Origin of the sequence: Pseudoalteromonas sp. T1lg21 (assembly GCF_002964625.1) — a bacterium.
Lineage (GTDB): Bacteria > Pseudomonadota > Gammaproteobacteria > Enterobacterales > Alteromonadaceae > Pseudoalteromonas > Pseudoalteromonas gelatinilytica.
The window spans coordinates 48,500-67,640 of sequence record NZ_PQBX01000034.1; the positions used below are offsets into that span (position 1 = coordinate 48,500).

Sequence of the window (19,141 nt, forward strand, 5' to 3'; positions counted from 1 at the left end):
TAAAGCCAATGCGAAAACACAGACCCACAATTCGAGATCACTCGGCTGAAGCTAATTTATTTGCCCGCCGAGCATTTGTGGGTTTTGTGTTTGTTACACTGTTAATTGGCGTGTTGCTATCAAACTTATACAACATCCAAGTTATTGAGCATCAAGATTATCAAACCCGCTCGAATGATAACCGAATCAAAGTCATTCCTATCGCCCCTAACCGTGGCCTTATCTATGACAGAAATGGCGTGTTACTGGCAGAGAACAAGCCGGTTTATAATTTAGAAGTGATCCCCGAAGAGGTTGATAACCTCGAACAGGCACTGAGCGAAGTTGAAAAAGTTATTGAAATTAGTGAGCAGCAAAAAGCTGACTTTTTAGATGACATTAAGCACAACCGCCGCTTTAAAAGCCAAGTATTAAAAGCCCGTTTAGATGAAACCGAAGTTGCAAAATTTTCGGTTAATCAGCATAAGTTTCCAGGCTTTAGTATCGAAGCGCGTCTAGCTCGCTATTACCCCTATGGTGATACCCTCACCCATGCCTTAGGTTATGTAGCCAAACTCAACAAAAAAGAGCTCACCAAACTGGAAGCAGAAGACCAAGCAACCAACTACCGCGCAACGCACGACATTGGTAAGCTAGGTATCGAAAAATATTACGAAGAACTCCTTCATGGTGTAGTTGGTTCACAGCGCGTTGAAGTGAATAATCGCGGTCGAGTAATTCGTACTTTAAGCCTCACTCCTCCAGAGCCTGGTCACGACTTAGTACTAACTCTGGATATTGGCCTACAGCAAATTGCTCAGCACGCATTGAAGGATATGCGTGGCGCCATCGTGGTACTAGACGCTAAAGATGGTGGTGTTTTAGCCATGTATTCCAACCCAAGTTATGACCCTAACTTATTTGTGCACGGCATCAGCAGTAAAGATTATAAAGAATTATTAAACCCAGACCGACCACTTATCAACCGGACCACCCAAGGTCGCTATGCCCCAGCCTCAACAGTTAAGCCTCATATGTCAATTCTTGCCCTTGAAGAAGGATTGGTAACCGAGCAAACACAAATATGGGATCCGGGCTTTTTCCAAATTCCTAACGTAGAGCACAAATGGCGTGACTGGAAACGTTGGGGGCATGGTCATGTTGATGTTTATCGTGCCATTGAAGAATCATGCGATACCTATTTTTATGATGTAGCTTATCGACTTGGTATTACAAAAATCAGCGACTTTATGTCGCAGTTTGGCTTTGGCGAGCTATCGGGTATTGATATTCATGAAGAAACTGCCGCCATTATGCCTTCTAGAGAATGGAAAGAAGCACGTTTTAGAGAATCATGGTGGCGCGGTGATACGATTTCAGTGGGTATCGGCCAAGGCTATTGGACCGCCACACCGATGCAAATTGCTAATGCTACCAACATCTTAGTGAATCGAGGTTTAGATCACCCGCCACATCTTGTGCAGGTAGCGAAAAAAGAAGACGAAGTAACACAGATTAATAATGATGAGAAACCACCTTTGGTACTCAAAAACCCTCATCATTGGCAAATTGCACTAGATGCCATGCACAACACCGTGCATAAAGTCACCGGCACCGCCCATAAAGCATTTAAAGGAACAAATTACGACCCAGCAGGTAAAACGGGTACTGCTCAGGTTGTAAGTATTGCCCAAGGTGAGCGTTATGATGCTAAGTCACTTAAAGAGCGTCAGCGAGATAACGCTATCTACGTTGGTTTTGCTCCTTATAAAGACCCACAAATTGTGGTCTCTGTGGTGGTTGAAAACACCGGTGGTGGTAGTACGGTTGGTGCGCCAATTGCGCGTCAATTGATGGATTACTACTTTTCAGCTAACCCAATACAAATTGCCCAGAGTGATGCGCCATGATCCCATTAAATAAAAAGCGTTCAATATGGCAGCGCCTACACCTAGACTTTCCTCTGCTTCTAGCTCTGATGACGATGATGGTAGCCAGTCTTGCCATTGTATACAGTGCCAGCGGCCAAGACTCAGCGATGATGATACGCCACGCAACACGTATGTTTGGCGCTATCCTAGGCATGTTTATACTCGCGCAATTTTCACCTAATACATTAAAAAGCATGGTTATCCCTCTTTATTGCATCGGCCTTTTGATGCTGGTTGGGGTGTTGTTATTCGGGGTAAGTTCAAAAGGGGCACAGCGCTGGCTTGATTTAGGTGTGACCCGTTTCCAGCCCTCAGAATTAATGAAAATTGCCGTGCCTATGATGGTTGCTTGGTATATTGGTCGCAACCATTTACCGCCTCGACCGCTGCACTTAATTATTGGTTTTGTGATTGTGATGGTGCCCACCATTTTAATTAAAGAGCAACCCGACTTAGGTACATCTATTTTGATTGCCAGTTCAGGTATTTTTGTATTGTTTTTATCTGGTCTTAGTTGGCGCTTGATTGGCTTTTTATCAGCGACAGTGGCATTAGCAGCTTGGCCGTTTTGGCATTACGTGATGCTTGATTACCAAAAGCAACGAGTACTGACCTTTTTAGATCCTGAAAGCGATCCGCTTGGCTCTGGTTACCACATTATTCAATCGAAAATTGCAATTGGCTCGGGAGGAATTGAAGGAAAAGGCTGGCTGCAAGGTACGCAATCGCAACTAGAGTTTTTACCTGAGCGTCATACCGATTTTATCTTTTCTGTACTGAGCGAAGAGTTTGGCCTGTTTGGGGTCTGTTTATTATTGTGTATGTACTTATTTATCATTGGTCGTGGGTTGTATATCGCAGTGAACGCTCAAGATGCGTTTGGTAAACTACTTGCTGGCGCATTAACACTGACCTTCTTTGTTTATGTATTTGTTAATATTGGCATGGTATCGGGTTTACTACCGGTTGTCGGTGTTCCGTTACCTCTGATAAGTTATGGTGGCACCTCAATGGTGACCTTAATGGCCGGATTTGGCATTATTATGTCAATCGCCACCGATAAAAGGATGCTTTTAAAATAATGACACAGCGAGTCAATTTCTTACTTATTGCGTTATTTTCTGTGCTGCTAGCAGCATGTAGTTCATCTTCGCAACAAGGCCGTTATGCCATGGAGCATGATGCAGCCCCACTTCGAAAACCAACCGAGTTGGAAATGCAAGATGCGATTGTCACTGCGGTTGTTAAAAGTGCAAGCGCTAGCCGTCCTTACGAGGTTCGCGGTAAACGCTACACGCCGATGCTAGATGAAACTGGCTATGCAGAAGAAGGCATTGCTTCGTGGTATGGTCGAAAGTTTCACAATTATCACACCTCAAACGGCGAAGTATACGATATGTTTGCGATGACAGCCGCCCATAAAACGCTGCCGCTACCGAGCTTTGCCAGAGTAACAAATTTAGATAATGGAAAATCAGTGATTGTTCGCGTCAATGACCGTGGCCCATTTCATGATGACCGTATTATCGATTTATCTTATTCTGCGGCCTATAAATTAGGTTATTATCGACAAGGTACAGCCCGTGTTAAGGTTGAGGCTGTTACCCTTGCCAATTCTGCCCCTCGTTTAAGCTACATACAGGTTGCAGCGGGAAGTACTCTTGCTAATGTTGAGGCGCTCGCGTTTCAACTTCGTCAGCAATATCATGTGCCAACAAACATTGTTGAAAAAGACGGGATCTATCGATTACGTCTCGGTCCAATAAAAGATGCCGCAGAAGCACAAGCAGTTTTAGAGAAGCTAAAACAAAACCAATTTCAGAACGCGTTCTTGCTTTACAGTGAGTAAGGCCTTTAGAATAGGTCAACGCGACATGTTTAACTTTAACCATTAATGAGTACGATGAAATCTATAAAATATAAAATCTTAAGTGGCGTTTGTGGCCTTGTTTGCACTGCTAGCGTATTTTCAGCAACAGCCCAAATCATCCCTGCCCCACCTCAAGTTAATGCGAAAGGTTACTTTCTGGTTGATTTCACCACAGGTAAAGTGATTGCCGAAGGCGAAGCAGATACCAAATTAGCACCGGCTAGTTTAACCAAAATGATGACCAGTTATGTAATTGGTACAGAAATCAAAGCAGGCAATATTGCGCCAACTGATATGGTTACTGTAAGCGAAAAAGCGTGGGCAAAAAATTTCCCTGAGTCATCAAAAATGTTTATCGAAGTGGGTAAGCAGATCAGTGTTGATGACCTTAACCACGGTATTATTATTCAATCAGGTAACGATGCTTGTGTCGCAATGGCTGAGCACATTGCTGGAAGTGAAAGTGCATTTGCTGATTTAATGAATGCCCATGCAGAAAAGCTTGGTATGACGAATAGTCACTTCATTAACAGCCACGGCTTAGATACTAACGAGCACTACACAACACCACGCGATATGGCAACATTAGGTGCAGCTCTTATTCGTGATGTTCCAGATGAATATGAAGTATACGCACAAAAATCATTTACGTTTAATGGCATCAAGCAATACAACCGCAACTCATTGTTGTGGGATGAAAGCATGAATGTTGATGGTATTAAAACAGGCCATACATCAGAAGCAGGCTATAGCTTAGTTAGCTCAGCAACAAAAGACGACATGCGTTTAATCGCGGTAGTGATGGGCACAGAAAGCGAGCGTGCACGTAAAGTTGAAAGCAAAAAGCTATTAAACTACGGTTTCCGCTTTTTCGAAACAATCACACCATACAAAGCAGGCGACAGCTTTGCTGAGCAACGTATTTGGATGGGTAACAAAGAAAACGTATCGCTAGGTATCCTAGAAGATACGCCAATTACTATTCCACGTGGCCAACGTAAAAATTTAAAAGCGAACTTCGAGCTTGATAAAACATTAGAAGCACCGCTTGCTAAAGGCACGAAAGTAGGCACGCTTTTCTTACAACTTGAAGGTGAAGAAATTGCACAATATCCACTAGTTACACTAGAAGAAGTGGAAGAAGGCAGCTTCTTTAGCAAGATTTACGATTACCTACGTTTACAGATCCAGTAATCTGGTTATAAAGTTTATAAACGCCTTGCATCGCAAGGCGTTTTTTTTTGTCTGAAAAATGATAGAATGCGCCCCATATCAGTCGCGCTGGGTCGAGTGCGTCGTAATCTAAGTTTGCTTAATATCAAGAAATGGTAGAGATCACTTCTTTTAAGCACACGCATTGTTTGAGGAGTCACCGTCGTGGTTCAACCTGTAAAAAATACTAAGTTTGACGAGTATTTAGATTTCCCTTGCCCATTCACATTTAAAATCATGGGCTTAGCAAACGTAAATCTGACGGATCAGATCCTAGAAAAGCTGCAACCAATTGCACCGGGCGACTATGCGCCAAAGGTTAAACCAAGCAGCAAGGGTAATTACGAATCTGTAACGCTTGTAGCAACCGTTACAAGTAAAGAGCACATTGAAGAAATTTATAACGTGATCAGCAACATCGATGACGTACGTCACATGCTATAGGCCGATTACGGAGTAACTCGTGAGCGAAAGAGAATTAATCGTTCGTCAATTAGGTCGTCAGCGTTACATGCCAATTTGGCAAAAAATGCAATCTTTTACCGACACCCGTGATGAGCACACTGCCGATGAAATTTGGCTTGTAGAGCACGAGCCTGTATTTACGCAAGGCCAAGCTGGTAAAGCTGAGCACTTATTAAATACCGGTGATATCGAAGTGATCCAAGTAGACCGTGGGGGTCAAGTAACCTACCACGGACCGGGTCAGCAAATGATGTATGTGCTGTTCAACTTACGCCGTTTAAACATTGGTGTAAGAGAGCTGGTAACCTGGCTTGAAGAGTGCATTATCGACACGTTAAAAGACTATGACATTGATGCCTACGCAAAAGCAGATGCACCGGGTGTTTACGTTAACGATAGCAAAGTTGCTTCATTAGGTCTTCGCGTTCGCCGCGGTTGCTCTTTCCACGGTTTAGCACTTAATGTAAACATGGATCTAAGTCCATTTTTACGTATTAATCCATGCGGCTATGCTGGCATGAACATGGTGCAAACAACCGACCTTAACGGTCCGCAAAACCTCGAGCAAGCAGGTGCAGGGCTTGTAAAACACATGATTAAAAAGCTTAATGCTACTGTGGTTAAGCACACTGAAGGGTTTGAAAACGAATGAATAAACCAGTCAAAATGGAACCGGGCGTAAAACTGCGTGATGCAGAAAAAATGGCGCTGATCCCAGTTAAAGTTTTACCGACTGAAAAGAACGAAATGCTGCGTAAGCCAGAGTGGCTAAAAATTCGCTTACCAAAATCAACCGAGCGTATTGATGGTATTAAACAAGCGATGCGTAAACATGGTTTGCACTCAGTGTGTGAAGAGGCATCATGCCCTAACCTATCTGAATGTTTCAACCACGGTACAGCGACTTTCATGATTTTAGGTGCAATTTGTACTCGTCGTTGCCCGTTCTGTGATGTTGCCCACGGCCGTCCATTAAAGCCAGATGCAGCTGAGCCTGAAAAGCTCGCACTGACTATTAAAGACATGAAGCTGAGCTATGTTGTAATCACGTCAGTAGACCGTGATGACTTACGTGATGGCGGTGCACAGCATTTTGCTGATTGTATTCGTGAAATTCGTAAGCACAATCCAAATATCACAATTGAAATCTTAGTACCTGATTTCCGTGGTCGTATGGACAGAGCCCTTGATATCTTAATTGAGACGCCACCAGATGTATTTAACCACAACCTAGAAACAGCACCGCGTTTATACAAATTAGCGCGTCCAGGCGCTGATTATAAGTGGTCACTTGAGCTATTACGTCGTTTTAAAGAAGCGCACCCAAATGTGAAAACGAAGTCTGGCTTGATGGTGGGTCTTGGTGAAGAGATCAGTGAAATCGAAGAAGTGTTACGCGATTTACGCGCTCACAACGTTGATATGCTTACCGTAGGTCAATACTTGCAACCTTCTAAGCACCACTTACCGGTTAAACGCTACGTGCCGCCAGCAGAGTTTGATGGACTAAAAGAGTATGCAGATGAAATTGGCTTTACACATGCAGCTTGTGGCCCATTTGTTCGCTCAAGCTACCATGCTGACCAACAAGCAGCTGGTAAAGAAGTGAAGTAAGCCTTCTTACAGATGTTAAAAAGCCCGCATTAAGCGGGCTTTTTTATATTCCAAAATATCAGCGCCCATAACGCGCTAAGAACATTTTCACGGTTTCGCTTATCACTTTGTTGTCTGAGTCACCTTCTTGGCGCTCAAAGCCATACAGCAACGGATAAAAGATCAGCGACTTTAACTGATAAACAAACTGTTTTGCCGCAAACTCAACATCATCAATCGTTAACACCTGCGCTTGCACACCCGCTTCTAAAAACGCTACCAGATCTTGCATACAGCCCATGTTATTACTGGCTAATGATTTTGCTAAATCAGGTTGCTGTAACATTTGCATAAAAGCGACTTTCGCTACTTTTAAAAACTCTTCAGAGGTGAGTAACGTGACTTCTTGTTCAGCAATGCGTGTTAATTGCTCAGCAATTGGCAAAGCAGCATCAAACACCACCGCTTGCTCTTGGCGAACTTTTTCAAACATAAACACTAGAATAGCTTGAAACAACACATCTTTATTTTCAAAGTGATTGTATACGGTGCGCTTTGAGGCACCCGCTAAGCTTGCAACCTGATCCATACTTGTATGCTCAACACCCTGCTGAAAAAACAATGTTTCAGCTGCATTCAAAATATCTAATCGTTTTCTCTGTGATAATTTCATGGACCCCTCCGATAAGGGTTACTAGTGTAACGCAAAAATAAAAAATGCACTAGATAGTTTACTTTTATAGCAAACCATGAAAAACTACACTGTGTAGTTTACTTATGGTGACGATATGAAATTTCTAAAATGGCTCGCAATCGCCACTCTATGCATCGTGATAGGAGTGTTTATTATGAATAATCAATTAGCCGCTGAAGGCGTGAGTGAGAACAGCCACTCTGCGCAATTATCTGATGGCAAGTTCCACAATAGTGTTGAAGTAGAAAGACCCAGCTTTAAGAAAACGCTAGGTATCTTCAAACGCTTTATTACTGAAAAGAAAATTGATGCAGAGCCAAAGGGCGAGCTGCCTATGCATTCTGTTTCTCACGCTCAGCTTGAGCGTTTATCAAATGACACAGTGCATTTTGTAAAGCTAGGTCACTCCTCTATTTTAGCGAAAGTGTATGGCGAATACTGGCTATTTGATCCAGTATTTTCAGAGCGCGCTTCGCCTTTCTCATTCATGGGTCCAAAGCGCTTTCAGCCAACACCTATCAGCATTGCAGAGTTACCAAATATTGCCAAGGTGTTTATTTCACACAACCATTATGACCACTTAGATAAAGCAGCAATTAAACAGCTTGTTGATAAAACAGATTCTTTTTATGTGCCATTAGGAGTCGAAAACGACCTGAAAAAATGGGGCGTTGATGAACAAAAAGTGCATAGTTTTGATTGGTGGCAAGAGCAAAATATGGCTAATGGCCAAATTGTATTTACACCAACCCAGCACTTCTCTGGCCGAGGTTTAACAGACGGCAATAAAACCCTTTGGGGCTCTTGGGCTATTAAAATAAATGACAAGCGCTTTTATTTTAGCGGTGACTCTGGCTATTTTGCTGGCTTTAAAAAAATTGGTCATCGTTATGGGCCATTTGATATCACCTTTATTGAAACCGGCGCTTACGACAAAGATTGGGCTGACATTCATATGACACCAGAACAATCAGTGCAAGCCCACCTCGATTTACAAGGTGATGTAATGGTGCCAGTGCATAATGGAACATTCGATCTCGCCTTTCATGCTTGGTATGACCCACTTAAACGTGTCGCTAAAAAAGCAGGACAGGAGCAAGTATCACTGAGTACTCCGCTAGTTGGAGAGGTTTTTAAGATTCAAGATACCGCGATTGATAAAGCGTGGTGGTAAAATTGGCAGGGTGAAAGGTGCATTATTATCCTTTCATCCTGAATAATTAGTTATTTGTAGACTCTTTCTGGACAGCCCCCCTTCTCGTCCCATATAGTGAAACCCTGTGCAATCAACCAGAAAAACTATGACAACTCACCTTAAGTATGCAAGTTTGGCACTTGCAGTTGGTTTATTCGGTTGCTCTGAGCAACCAACATCAAGCGCTGATGCAACAAGCGCAAGCAGCCATGAAGCCGTTAACATTGCCAATGTACGCTCACATATTAAAACCCTCGCCTCTGATGAATTCTTAGGCCGCGGCCCTTTAACTGAAGGCGAAACACTGACCATTAACTATTTAGCCGACGAATATAAAAAACTCGGCTTAAGCGGCAGTTTTAATGGCGAGTTTTTACAGCCAGTTACCATGGCAAAACTCACTCCAGATCAAAACATGACCTTAAAAGTAGGTGATTTAAGTTTTAATGCTGGCAGTGATTTTACCGCCCGTACGCAGCAGATTAATCCTGAAATCAACATTGATGGCTCTGATGTAGTGTTCGTTGGCTACGGTATTAATGCACCTGAATATAACTGGGATGACTTTGCAGATATTGATGTAAAAGACAAAACAATCATTGTACTTGTTAATGATCCTGGTTTTGCCACCCAAGACGACGCACTTTTCACCGGTAATGCTATGACCTACTACGGTCGTTGGACTTACAAATATGAAGAAGGTGCACGCCAAGGTGCAAAAGCGGTATTTATCGTTCACGAAACAGCTCCTGCCGCATACCCTTGGGGTGTTGTAGAAAGCTCGAACACGGGTAGTAAATATACCTTAATCGACCAAGATAAAAACGCTTCTGACATCCCTGTAATGGGCTGGATTGATGAACAAGCAGCAAATGAAATTTTTGCTCAAGCGGGTCTTGATTATCAAACTGAAAAAGCCAACGCGCTAAAAGCAGACTTTAAACCTGTCGACTTAAAAGCGAAAGCAGCCCTAACACTGAAAAGTGATATCTCTCAAGCACAATCGCATAACGTTGTTGCAACGCTTAAAGGTAGCGAAACCCCTGATGAGTACATTGTAATTGGTGCACACTGGGATCATTTTGGTACCAAGCAAACTGATGAAGGCGTGAAAATCTACAATGGTGCTGTTGATAACGCATCAGGTAGCGCAGCAACGGTAGAAATAGCCCGTATTCTTACTGAAATGCATAAGAAAAAACCATTTAAACGCTCGATTATCTTTGCCAACTTTACGGCTGAAGAAACTGGGCTTATTGGTTCTGAGCAATTCGCTACTGGCGAAATTGTACCAACCAAGCAAATGGTCGCACTGCTTAATATTGATGGTATGAACGTACTTGATGGCGTTGACTACATATTACAATACGGTAAAGGCATGTCTGAAATGGAAGACTACCTTGCAGATGCAGCGAAAGCACAAGGTCGTCATGTAAAAATGGACCCTCGTCCTCAAAATGGTTTGTTCTTCCGCTCTGATCACTTCTCTCTAGCTAAGCAAGGCGTGCCTAGCTTACTATTTATGAGCTTAGGTGATACAGATCCTGATTACATCGCCCATAAATATCACAAAGAAGCTGACGACTATTCAGCAGATTGGTCGATGGGTGGTGTTGAGCAGGATATTGAGCTGATCGTAGATATTGCCGCTAAACTTGCTAATAACGGCGATTGGCCTAAGTGGAAAGCCGAGTCTGATTTCAAAACTCGTCGCTTACAAGACAAGCAATAATCTTCGCTTAGATATAAAAAAACCGAGCTAGTTAGCTCGGTTTTTTATTGGTTAGTTTTACTTATTACTCGTTAATTTTAGCTTTAAGTGATTGTGCTTCTTCTTGCACTTCCTCTGGGCCATTGGCAATAACATCTTCAATGGCTTGCAGCGCTGCATCAAAGTCATCTATTTCGATATATGCTCGCGCTAAATCCAGTTTTGCTGAGTAACCACCACTTTCGGCATCAACATCAGTTGGGTTATCGCCGGCAAGTAAATCATTAAAATCACTTAACCCTACATCCATATCAATGTCATCATAAGGTTCATGGTCGAGTGCTTCATCATCACTTTGCTCAAGTAACGAGTCGATATCGACAAACTCATCATCAGAAGGTTGTTGCGCTTGTTGCGCCTCTTCTATGTGCTCTACTTCAGGTTCAACTGGTTGCTCGCTTTCACCCTGTAAATCTTCATTTAACAGTGCATTAAAATCAACATCGAACTCACTGGCATCACTGATATCTGCTTCGTCTGGCTCTGCTAATTCATTTAACAGCGCATCAAAGTCGGTTTGAGTTAAGTCAGCCATAAAATCATCATCGATTTCATCGTCTGACATTTCACTCAAGTCAGTCTCATCGGCTAAATTTGACTCTAAATCAGCAATTGTTTGCTCAGCTGCTGTCGTATCATCAAGCTCAATATCGTCTAATTCGAATTCTGGGAAATCCTCTAATTCGTCTTTACTATCAGCCACTTCAGCATCAATCGGCTCTTCAATCGGTTGTACTGATGGCGCTTCGTTTTCTGAAGAAGAGAGTAAATCATCTTCAGGATCAAGCATGTCTTGTTCTGTGAATTCATTATCAAGCAAGATATCATCATCAAAATCATCGTCTAGCTGATCAAGTTCATTACCTGCTGCTAAAGAATTTGCAAGGTCTTGCTCCGCTTGGCTTAACTGTAATGGCGAATCAGCATCTAATTCTTCAGAAGCTTGTTCATCAGAGTCATCTAACTCAAAACCCGCTTCATCTAGCTCAAGCTCTGGGTACTCTTCTAACTCTTGGCTAGGCGTTACCGTATCTTGCTGCAGAGGCTCTTCTTCGCCTGCTAAATCAAACTCATCCGTTAAGTCTTCATCGGCTAGCGGATCATCGCCTAAGTCAATTTCAACCTCTTCAATGTCTTGTTCAGGCTCATCAATTGACCAATCTGGTGCTGCGACATAATCGTCTTCTTCACCGATTTCACTTAATAACTCATCGACGCTTTTCAGTGATGGATCATCAAATTCATCAAGACTGTCATCTTCATCCAATAGCTCGTCGCTATCTTCGTTAAATTCATGATTTAGTGCCTCATCAATATCAACTTCGTCAGTATCATCTGCTTCATCAACTAACTCTGAGGCAACTGATTCAACATTTAAGTCATCTATTACTTGATCCGCATCTGCTAAATCTTCAAGAGACTCTTGCAGGTTTTCATCATGCTCAGTATTGATGTTTTGCTCGTGGCTTAAATCAGAAATTTGCGCTTCGGTATCTTGTTTCAGCTCATTTGTTTGTTGAATAAGCTCTTCAAGCTCGTCTTCAGAGTCTGAATCGTGTTCATCAATAGAATCCTCTTCTAATAATGAATCAATATCAGTCACATCTAATTCATCATCTTGCTCAAGCATGTCTTGAATATCATTGTCATCAACATCTAAGCCATCTTCATCCAAGAGTTCAGGCTCTTGCGGCTCTGCACCAACATCGTCAAGAAGTGAGTCGATATCATTGGTATCGAAATCATTACTTAGCTCATCTTCGTCGATTAAATCGTCAGCGCTAGGCTCTTCTGTTAGCTCTTCAGTTAACTCTTCAACAAGCTCTTCAGATTCTTGTATTTCTTCAGGCTGCTCTTCTTGTGCTTCATCTAAGAGTGAATCAATGTCATCAACATCAAGGGCATCTTCAAGCTCGTCTTCGTCGATTAAATCGTCTGCGCTTGGCTCTTCTGTTAGCTCTTCAGTTAACTCTTCAACAAGCTCTTCAGATTCTTGTATTTCTTCAGGCTGTTGCTCATCTTGAGCTTCATCTAAGAGTGAATCAATGTCATCAACATCAAGGGCATCATCAAGCTCATCTTCATCGATTAAATCGTCTGCGCTTGGCTCTTCTGTTAACGCTTCAACAAGCTCTTCAGATTCTTGTATTTCTTCAGGCTGTTGCTCTTCTTGCGCCTCATCTAATAATGAATCAATGTCATCAACATCCAGGGCATCATCAAGCTCGTCTTCGTCGATTAACTCATCTGCACTTGGTTCTTCGACTGGCACTTGCTCTTCTTGAGCTTCATCTAATAGCGAGTCAATGTCATCAACATCCAGCGCATCATCAAGATCATCATTTTCTAATGTATCGTTCTCTTCAGCTGCTGGCTCTGCTACTTGTGCTTCATCAATTAAGCTATCGATATCAAGATCATCTTCATTAATGAGTTGATCTGCATTTGGTTCTTCGACTGATGCTTGTTCTTCTTGAACGTCATCTAATAACGAGTCAATGTCATCAACATCCAGTGCATCATCAAGATCATCATTTTCTAATGCATCGTTCTCTTCAGCTGCTGGCTCTGCTACTTGCGCTTCATCAATTAAGCTATCGATATCAAGATCATCTTCGTCAATGAGTTGATCTGCACTTGGTTCTTCGACTGACGCTTGTTCTTCTTGAACGTCATCTAATAACGAGTCAATGTCATCAACATCCAGCGCATCATCAAGATCATCATTTTCTAATGCATCGTTCTCTTCAGCTACTGGCTCTGCTACTTGCGCTTCATCAATTAAGCTATCGATATCAAGATCATCTTCGTCAATGAGTTGATCTGCACTTGGTTCTTCGACTGACGCTTGTTCTTCTTGAACGTCATCTAATAACGAGTCAATGTCATCAACATCCAGCGCATCATCAAGATCATCATTTTCTAATGCATCATTAAGATCTGAGGATGGCTCTTCGGTTTGCGCTTCATCAATTAAGCTGTCGATATCGAAATCATCTTCGTCAATAAGTTCAGCTTCAACGTTCGTGGCTGATGCGTCATTATTTTCATCAAGTAAATCATCGATATCGTCTAGATTAACGTCTTGATTAGAGTCAGTATTGTTTTGCTCATCAATTAAGCTATCAATGTCAAAATCATCTTCCGCGTCATCTTCTGCCAGCTCTTCACTAAGTGCTGCCATTTCATCATTCGCGTTATCTAATGAGTCATCGTCAGTATCAAAAAGGTCGTCAATATCATCAGCACTTAAAATATCACCAGACAAATCTGCCTGAGGCTGCTCAACATCTAGGTCTATTTCATCACCTAAACTGTCATCATCAGTTTGATCGAAATCTTGCTGTAAAAATGCATCTAAATCATCATCGTCGCCAGCCATAGTTGATGATTCATCATTAAATTCGATGTCATCACTTAATAAACCCTCTAACTCATCTTGGTTTAAAATACTGTCATCTTCATCAAAGCTATCATCAATACTGTCGTCGAAAATAATGTCGTCATCTGGCAGCATATCTTGATCTAAGTCATCATCTAAACGCACACTTAAATCATCGTGGTCTTCAATTGGATCAGGTACTAGAGGGTCGCTTTCGACCATAGGTTCTAAATCGTCATTAGCCTTAAACGTTGGGCTTTGAGGTAAAAACTCATCGTCATCGCTGGCACTCGTATCATCACTAGGGCTATTGCGTTTTTTCAAAAACATTACAACGGCAGCAATGATCAGTAATGCAGGAATAAACATTAATGCACCGAGAACAAGTGGATTACTCAGTAAATTCGAAAAGTTAAACCCACTGTCCTCTTCAATCTTTTTTGCTTTTTGCTGCTCGATAATTTCATTTTGTTTAGTGATCAGCTCTTTCAGCTGTTTTTGAATTTCACTGTCTTGGCCAAGCTGATCGCGAACAGTTTCAAGCTCTTTAGAAATACCGGTAAGTTGCTTTTTGAGCTTGTTGTTCTCAGCTAAGATTTCTTCAACGTTTTCAACCGATGATTTAAACTGCTTTTGAAGCTCTACTAATTGCGTGCCCTGCTCTGTTTTAATGGTGTTGATTTCTTGTTTAAGCTCTTGTTTTGCTTCGTCTACATCAACTTTGCGAGCTTGAGTTACTTTCTTTTGCGATTCATTAATTTCAGCAGTGGTCAGTGTGCCGTTTTTCTTTTTCTCCCATAGCTCATCATCTTGTTCAGAACGTGCTTTTGCTAGCGTCGGATTGACCGCACGCATCTCTGAAATCGTTGGGATTTTTAGGTATGCGCCATCACGCATGTGATTCAAGTTTTGGTCTAAAAATGACGATGGGTTTTTGTCATACAGAGCTTGCATGACCTGATAAATACTGACAGAGTTGTCTGGACGAATTTTAGCGGCAATGCGCCATAGTGTATCGGTCGGCTTAATTGGACCAATTGAGCGCCCCTGCGCACCGTAATCGACACCTTTAGGGCCTTTAAGTGTGGAGCCTTCATCAGAGTATGTCGGTGTTACCACCAATGCAGACGCTAATATGAAGAGTGTTGCTAAACCGCGCATGCTGATCCTTTATGTTTTAAATGTTAACGCAGCAACCTTGGTTGCTTAAACATCAAGTAATTCTTGCAGAATTGATTCTTAATTATGCTTTCTTGCAAGCTCTATTCCAGCTGCAAACTATAACTTAGTTGCCTTGCAATATCTATTGCAACACCTTGATAGTAAATAGCTTAAATATTAGCGGCTGAGAGACTTTTTTATTGTTATCGTTAAGTTTATACGCTTTTACAACGTATGCGGCAATAATTTGGCAGTGAATTCACAAAAAAAGCGGCAAATTGCCGCTTTCTGTCAAATTTAGATCAGCCTAAATCATCAGATTTATAAATAATTTGCGATTAGCTCTTCAGCAATCTGCACACTATTTGTTGCTGCACCTTTGCGCGTATTATCACTTACAACCCACATATTTAAACCATGTGGATGCGAAATATCAGCACGTAAACGACCTACGTATACAGTATCGTTGCCACTTGCATCTGACACAGCCGTTGGGTAATCCGCTAAGTCTTCAATAAACTCTACACCAGGTGCATCGTTTAATAGCTGTTTAACATGTTCGATATCTACTGGCATACGCGTTTCAATATTAATCGCTTCACTGTGACCAAAGAACACGGGAACACGAACACAGGTAGGGTTAACCACAACACTGTTATCACCTAAGATTTTTTGTGTTTCGTTAACCATTTTCATTTCTTCGCGGGTATAACCGTTATCTTCAAAGCTGTCGATTTGTGGGATCACGTTAAAAGCAATTTGTTTAGGGAAAACGGCATTATCCATTGGGCGAGCATTCATTAAGTTTGCTGTTTGCTTGGCTAGTTCATCAACGGCTTCTTTACCCGTACCCGATACAGCTTGATAAGTTGATACGTTAATGCGGTCAATGCCATAAGCATCATAAATTGGTTTTAATGCCACCAGCATTTGAATCGTTGAGCAGTTAGGGTTTGCAATGATGTTGCGATTTCTGAAATCCGCCAAGCTTGATGCATTCACTTCAGGAATAATTAATGGCACATCGTAGTCATTACGAAAGTGTGAGGTATTATCAATTACGACACAGCCTGCTTCTGCCGCAATCGGTGCGTATTTTTCAGAGACACTGCCGCCTGCTGAAAATAAACCAATATGAGCTTGGCTAAAATCAAACTCTTCGACATCGATTACTTCAATGCTCTCACCGCGAAATTGAATTTCTTCGCCGGCACTACGGCTGCTTGCGAGTAAAAATAATTGGTCTACCGGAAACTTACGATCTTCTAAAGTTTCGATAATTTGACGACCCACTAAACCTGTGGCACCTAAAACGGCTACATTAAATTTTTGCGACATGTGTTTTCCTCTTTTGAATAAAGCAAATGGCTTTATTCGTTAATTCTAAATCCCAGTGCAGCTAATGCGCCTTCACATGCACTGTTTGCAGCCACCGACAACGTACTAAACTCGCGTCGTGGCGGGTAATTCTTACGTAAACTATCAAAGCCTTCGCTTGCTAATTTACTTCGTAAAATGCCATCGTCGCGACGGACATCATAAATTAAGTGCACCAAGCGACCTATATCGTCTAGGTTAAAGGTTTCACCTAGCGTGACAGAGTGGCTGATTGGCTCTGGCAAAAAGTCGTCCAGAGACTTAAGCGCTGCGATTCCTTCAAGCTCACACACTTGCTGATACAGCATTTGTGTACCGCGGGCTTTGCCTTCAAGTGTATGCCCTGCAATATGCACACTGGCATAACGCACATAATCAAGCAGAGGAGTAGTATATTGGGTTCGTTTTCCCAAACATCAAGCACACAATCTAATTTTGCGCCTTGCTCAAACAATGCTAGTAATGCTTGGTTATCAATCACATCACCTCGGCTTGCATTGATAATCGTCATACCCGGCTTAAGTGCTTTTAAGCGTGTTTCGTCTAGCATGTGCAAGGTTTTATGTGGCCCTTGCTTAACTAATGGCACGTGAAAAGTCACAATATCAGCTTTAGCTAGTAATGTGTCTAACTCAATATGCTCTGCAAGCTCACCGGCTTCATATTTGGGTGGATCACATAACAGTACATTCAAGCCAAGCAAGCTTAACTTATCACGTAAACAGCTACCTATACTGCCAACGCCCACTATGCCGATGGTTTTGCCTTGTAATGAACTGGCGTTTTCTTGGCTCAAGGCATATAAGCTACTAATTACATATTCCGCTACCGCCACAGCATTACACCCTGGAGCGCTGCTAAATGCGATATTTCGCTCAGCAAGTAACTCGGTATCAATGTGATCAACACCTATGGTTGCTGTGCCCACAAATTTTAATTTATCTGCTTGAGTGAGTAAGGCTTTATCTACATTAGTAACTGAACGGGTTAACAAAATATCGACCCCGACTAGCTGCTCGGGTTGAAGATTACGGCCATCAAATCGCTCAACATCACCAAAATCGGCAAAGTACTGCTCAACCAATGGCATATTTTGATCTGCAAGAATTTTCATTTGTGTGTCCGAGAGGCAGAAAGTGGCGCTATTGTAGCGAATTTATCAGTATTCGGATAGGTAACAACTAAGACGATTTTGGGGTAATTTATAACAAATGAAAAAGCCGAGCTATTGCTCGGCTTTAAGCAAATACTGGAGAGGTTTAACCTTTATATTTGCTCATTACTAATGTGGCGTTAGTGCCACCGAAACCGAAGCTGTTAGACATAACTGTATTTAGTTCAACGTCTTTACGCTCAGTTACAATGTTTAGACCTGCAGCTTGCTCATCTAGTTCATCAATGTTGATAGATGGAGCAACAAAGTTATGCTCAAGCATTAACAGCGAGAAGATTGCTTCGTGAACGCCTGCTGCACCTAAAGCGTGACCTGTCATCGCTTTGGTTGCACTGATCATTGGCGAGTTACCACCAAATACTTCTTGAATAGCACCAAGCTCTTTCACATCACCAACAGGCGTTGAAGTACCGTGAGTATTTAAGTAATCAATACCGCCTTCAAGACCTTGCATTGCTTGCTTCATACAACGTACAGCGCCTTCACCTGATGGAGCTACCATGTCGTAGCCGTCAGATGTTGCACCGTAACCTGTGATTTCTGCATAGATGTGCGCGCCACGAGCAAGTGCATGCTCAAGTTCTTCAACAACAACGATACCGCCACCAGCAGAGATAACAAAACCATCACGGTTTGCATCATAGGTACGTGATGCTTTCTCTGGTGTTTCATTGTACTTAGTAGACAATGCACCCATTGCATCGAATTCCATTGCGAGTGTCCAGTGAAGCTCTTCACCACCACCTGCAAAGATGACGTCTTGCTTGCCTAATTGAATTTGCTCAACCGCGTGGCCGATACAGTGTGCAGATGTTGCACATGCAGAACTTAGCGAGTAGTTAACACCTTTGATTTTGAATGGTGTTGCAAGGCACGCCGAAGTCGTGCTCGCCATAGTACGTGGTACCATGTAAGGACCAACACGTTTTACGCCTTTTTCACGTAAAATGTCAGCGGCTTCAACTTGCCACTTAGATGAACCACCACCTGAACCCACTAATAAACCAGTGCGCTCGTTTGAAACTTGATCTTCACTAAGGCCTGCATCTTCAATCGCTTGTGCCATAGAGATATAAGCGTATGCCGCTGCATCGCCCATAAAGCGCATTGCTTTACGATCAACAAACTCTTTAACATCAATATCGATTTTGCCAGATACGTTACTACGTAGGTTGTAGTCAGCAAACTCTTGGTTGAACGCGATACCACTACGGCCTTGTTTTAATGATTCTAATACTTCTTCTTTGTTGTTACCGATGCTTGAAACAACACCGATGCCCGTAATAACGGCTCTTCTCATGGGTAATTACCTTAGCTCTATACTAAATTGTGTTCTA

Annotated in this window: 13 protein-coding genes and 1 pseudogene; 9 read left to right on the forward strand and 5 right to left on the reverse strand. The window is 42.3% G+C overall.

All coding sequences use genetic code 11. The annotated features are described in order from the left end of the window. The first annotated feature begins 8 nt into the window (after nt 1-8). From mrdA to lipA, 7 genes are all read left to right on the forward strand, one after another. Nucleotides 9-1,889 carry a penicillin-binding protein 2 gene (gene mrdA, locus C2M25_RS07200; protein WP_105180763.1) on the forward strand — a complete coding sequence of 627 codons (1,881 nt, stop codon included), beginning with the start codon at nt 9-11 and terminating at the stop codon, nt 1,887-1,889. Further along, nucleotides 1,886-2,992 carry a rod shape-determining protein RodA gene (gene rodA, locus C2M25_RS07205; protein WP_105180764.1) on the forward strand — a complete coding sequence of 369 codons (1,107 nt, stop codon included), beginning with the start codon at nt 1,886-1,888 and terminating at the stop codon, nt 2,990-2,992. Before mrdA ends, rodA begins: the two co-directional genes overlap by 4 nt. Beyond that, entirely contained in the window at nt 2,992-3,759 is a 768-nt protein-coding gene (locus C2M25_RS07210; RefSeq protein ID WP_105174593.1) for a septal ring lytic transglycosylase RlpA family protein, read from the forward strand. The genes rodA and C2M25_RS07210 overlap by 1 nt, the downstream gene beginning before the upstream one ends. A 54-nt stretch (nt 3,760-3,813) precedes the next feature. After that, a complete protein-coding gene (locus C2M25_RS07215) occupies nt 3,814-4,974 on the forward strand; it encodes a serine hydrolase (RefSeq protein WP_063702297.1) in 1,161 nt (386 codons plus the stop codon). Between the two features lie 183 nt (nt 4,975-5,157). Next, the gene (gene ybeD, locus C2M25_RS07220; RefSeq protein ID WP_054551674.1) at nt 5,158-5,436 is read left to right on the forward strand and encodes a DUF493 family protein YbeD; all 279 of its coding nucleotides are present in this window, start codon (nt 5,158-5,160) and stop codon (nt 5,434-5,436) included. Between the two features lie 19 nt (nt 5,437-5,455). Next, entirely contained in the window at nt 5,456-6,109 is a 654-nt protein-coding gene (lipB, locus tag C2M25_RS07225) for a lipoyl(octanoyl) transferase LipB (protein WP_105174594.1), read from the forward strand. Beyond that, nucleotides 6,106-7,071: a lipoyl synthase gene (lipA, locus tag C2M25_RS07230; protein WP_063702293.1), complete on the forward strand. Its 966-nt coding sequence runs from the start codon at nt 6,106-6,108 to the stop codon at nt 7,069-7,071. The genes lipB and lipA overlap by 4 nt, the downstream gene beginning before the upstream one ends. 58 nt (nt 7,072-7,129) lie before the next feature. Here the strand turns inward: lipA and C2M25_RS07235 are convergent, their stop codons facing one another. Beyond that, nucleotides 7,130-7,723, reverse strand: coding sequence for a TetR/AcrR family transcriptional regulator (locus C2M25_RS07235; protein WP_063701947.1), 594 nt, complete (start codon nt 7,721-7,723; stop codon nt 7,130-7,132). Between the two features lie 175 nt (nt 7,724-7,898). Here C2M25_RS07235 and C2M25_RS07240 point away from each other — a divergent pair, with 175 nt between their 5' ends. Next, nucleotides 7,899-8,918, forward strand: coding sequence for an MBL fold metallo-hydrolase (locus C2M25_RS07240; RefSeq protein ID WP_234003544.1), 1,020 nt, complete (start codon nt 7,899-7,901; stop codon nt 8,916-8,918). Between the two features lie 127 nt (nt 8,919-9,045). After that, nucleotides 9,046-10,671, forward strand: coding sequence for a M28 family metallopeptidase (locus tag C2M25_RS07245; protein WP_105180766.1), 1,626 nt, complete (start codon nt 9,046-9,048; stop codon nt 10,669-10,671). A 64-nt stretch (nt 10,672-10,735) separates the two neighbouring features. Here the strand turns inward: C2M25_RS07245 and C2M25_RS07250 are convergent, their stop codons facing one another. From C2M25_RS07250 to fabB, 4 genes and pseudogenes are all read right to left on the reverse strand, one after another. Next, entirely contained in the window at nt 10,736-15,253 is a 4,518-nt protein-coding gene (locus C2M25_RS07250) for a FimV/HubP family polar landmark protein (protein WP_105180767.1), read from the reverse strand. A gap of 321 nt (nt 15,254-15,574) precedes the next feature. Then, on the reverse strand, nt 15,575-16,591 hold the full coding sequence (locus tag C2M25_RS07255; RefSeq protein WP_105180768.1) for an aspartate-semialdehyde dehydrogenase: 1,017 nt from the start codon (nt 16,589-16,591) through the stop codon (nt 15,575-15,577). A 32-nt stretch (nt 16,592-16,623) separates the two neighbouring features. Beyond that, nucleotides 16,624-17,744: pseudogene (locus C2M25_RS07260) on the reverse strand (4-phosphoerythronate dehydrogenase). Between the two features lie 145 nt (nt 17,745-17,889). Further along, nucleotides 17,890-19,104, reverse strand: a complete 1,215-nt coding sequence (gene fabB, locus C2M25_RS07265) for a beta-ketoacyl-ACP synthase I (RefSeq protein WP_105174600.1) — start codon at nt 19,102-19,104, stop codon at nt 17,890-17,892. Between the last annotated feature and the right edge of the window lie 37 nt (nt 19,105-19,141).

What these genes read in the sequence shown, in the direction of transcription:
- lipA (WP_063702293.1), top strand. Translation starts at nt 6,106, where the DNA reads ATGAATAAACCAGTCAAAATGGAACCGGGCGTAAAACTGCGTGATGCA.
- C2M25_RS07235 (WP_063701947.1), bottom strand. Translation starts at nt 7,723, where the DNA reads ATGAAATTATCACAGAGAAAACGATTAGATATTTTGAATGCAGCTGAA.
- C2M25_RS07245 (WP_105180766.1), top strand. Translation starts at nt 9,046, where the DNA reads ATGACAACTCACCTTAAGTATGCAAGTTTGGCACTTGCAGTTGGTTTA.
- fabB (WP_105174600.1), bottom strand. Translation starts at nt 19,104, where the DNA reads ATGAGAAGAGCCGTTATTACGGGCATCGGTGTTGTTTCAAGCATCGGT.
- C2M25_RS07240 (WP_234003544.1), top strand. Translation starts at nt 7,899, where the DNA reads ATGAATAATCAATTAGCCGCTGAAGGCGTGAGTGAGAACAGCCACTCT.
- C2M25_RS07250 (WP_105180767.1), bottom strand. Translation starts at nt 15,253, where the DNA reads ATGCGCGGTTTAGCAACACTCTTCATATTAGCGTCTGCATTGGTGGTA.
- C2M25_RS07255 (WP_105180768.1), bottom strand. Translation starts at nt 16,591, where the DNA reads ATGTCGCAAAAATTTAATGTAGCCGTTTTAGGTGCCACAGGTTTAGTG.
- rodA (WP_105180764.1), top strand. Translation starts at nt 1,886, where the DNA reads ATGATCCCATTAAATAAAAAGCGTTCAATATGGCAGCGCCTACACCTA.
- C2M25_RS07215 (WP_063702297.1), top strand. Translation starts at nt 3,814, where the DNA reads ATGAAATCTATAAAATATAAAATCTTAAGTGGCGTTTGTGGCCTTGTT.
- mrdA (WP_105180763.1), top strand. Translation starts at nt 9, where the DNA reads ATGCGAAAACACAGACCCACAATTCGAGATCACTCGGCTGAAGCTAAT.
- C2M25_RS07210 (WP_105174593.1), top strand. Translation starts at nt 2,992, where the DNA reads ATGACACAGCGAGTCAATTTCTTACTTATTGCGTTATTTTCTGTGCTG.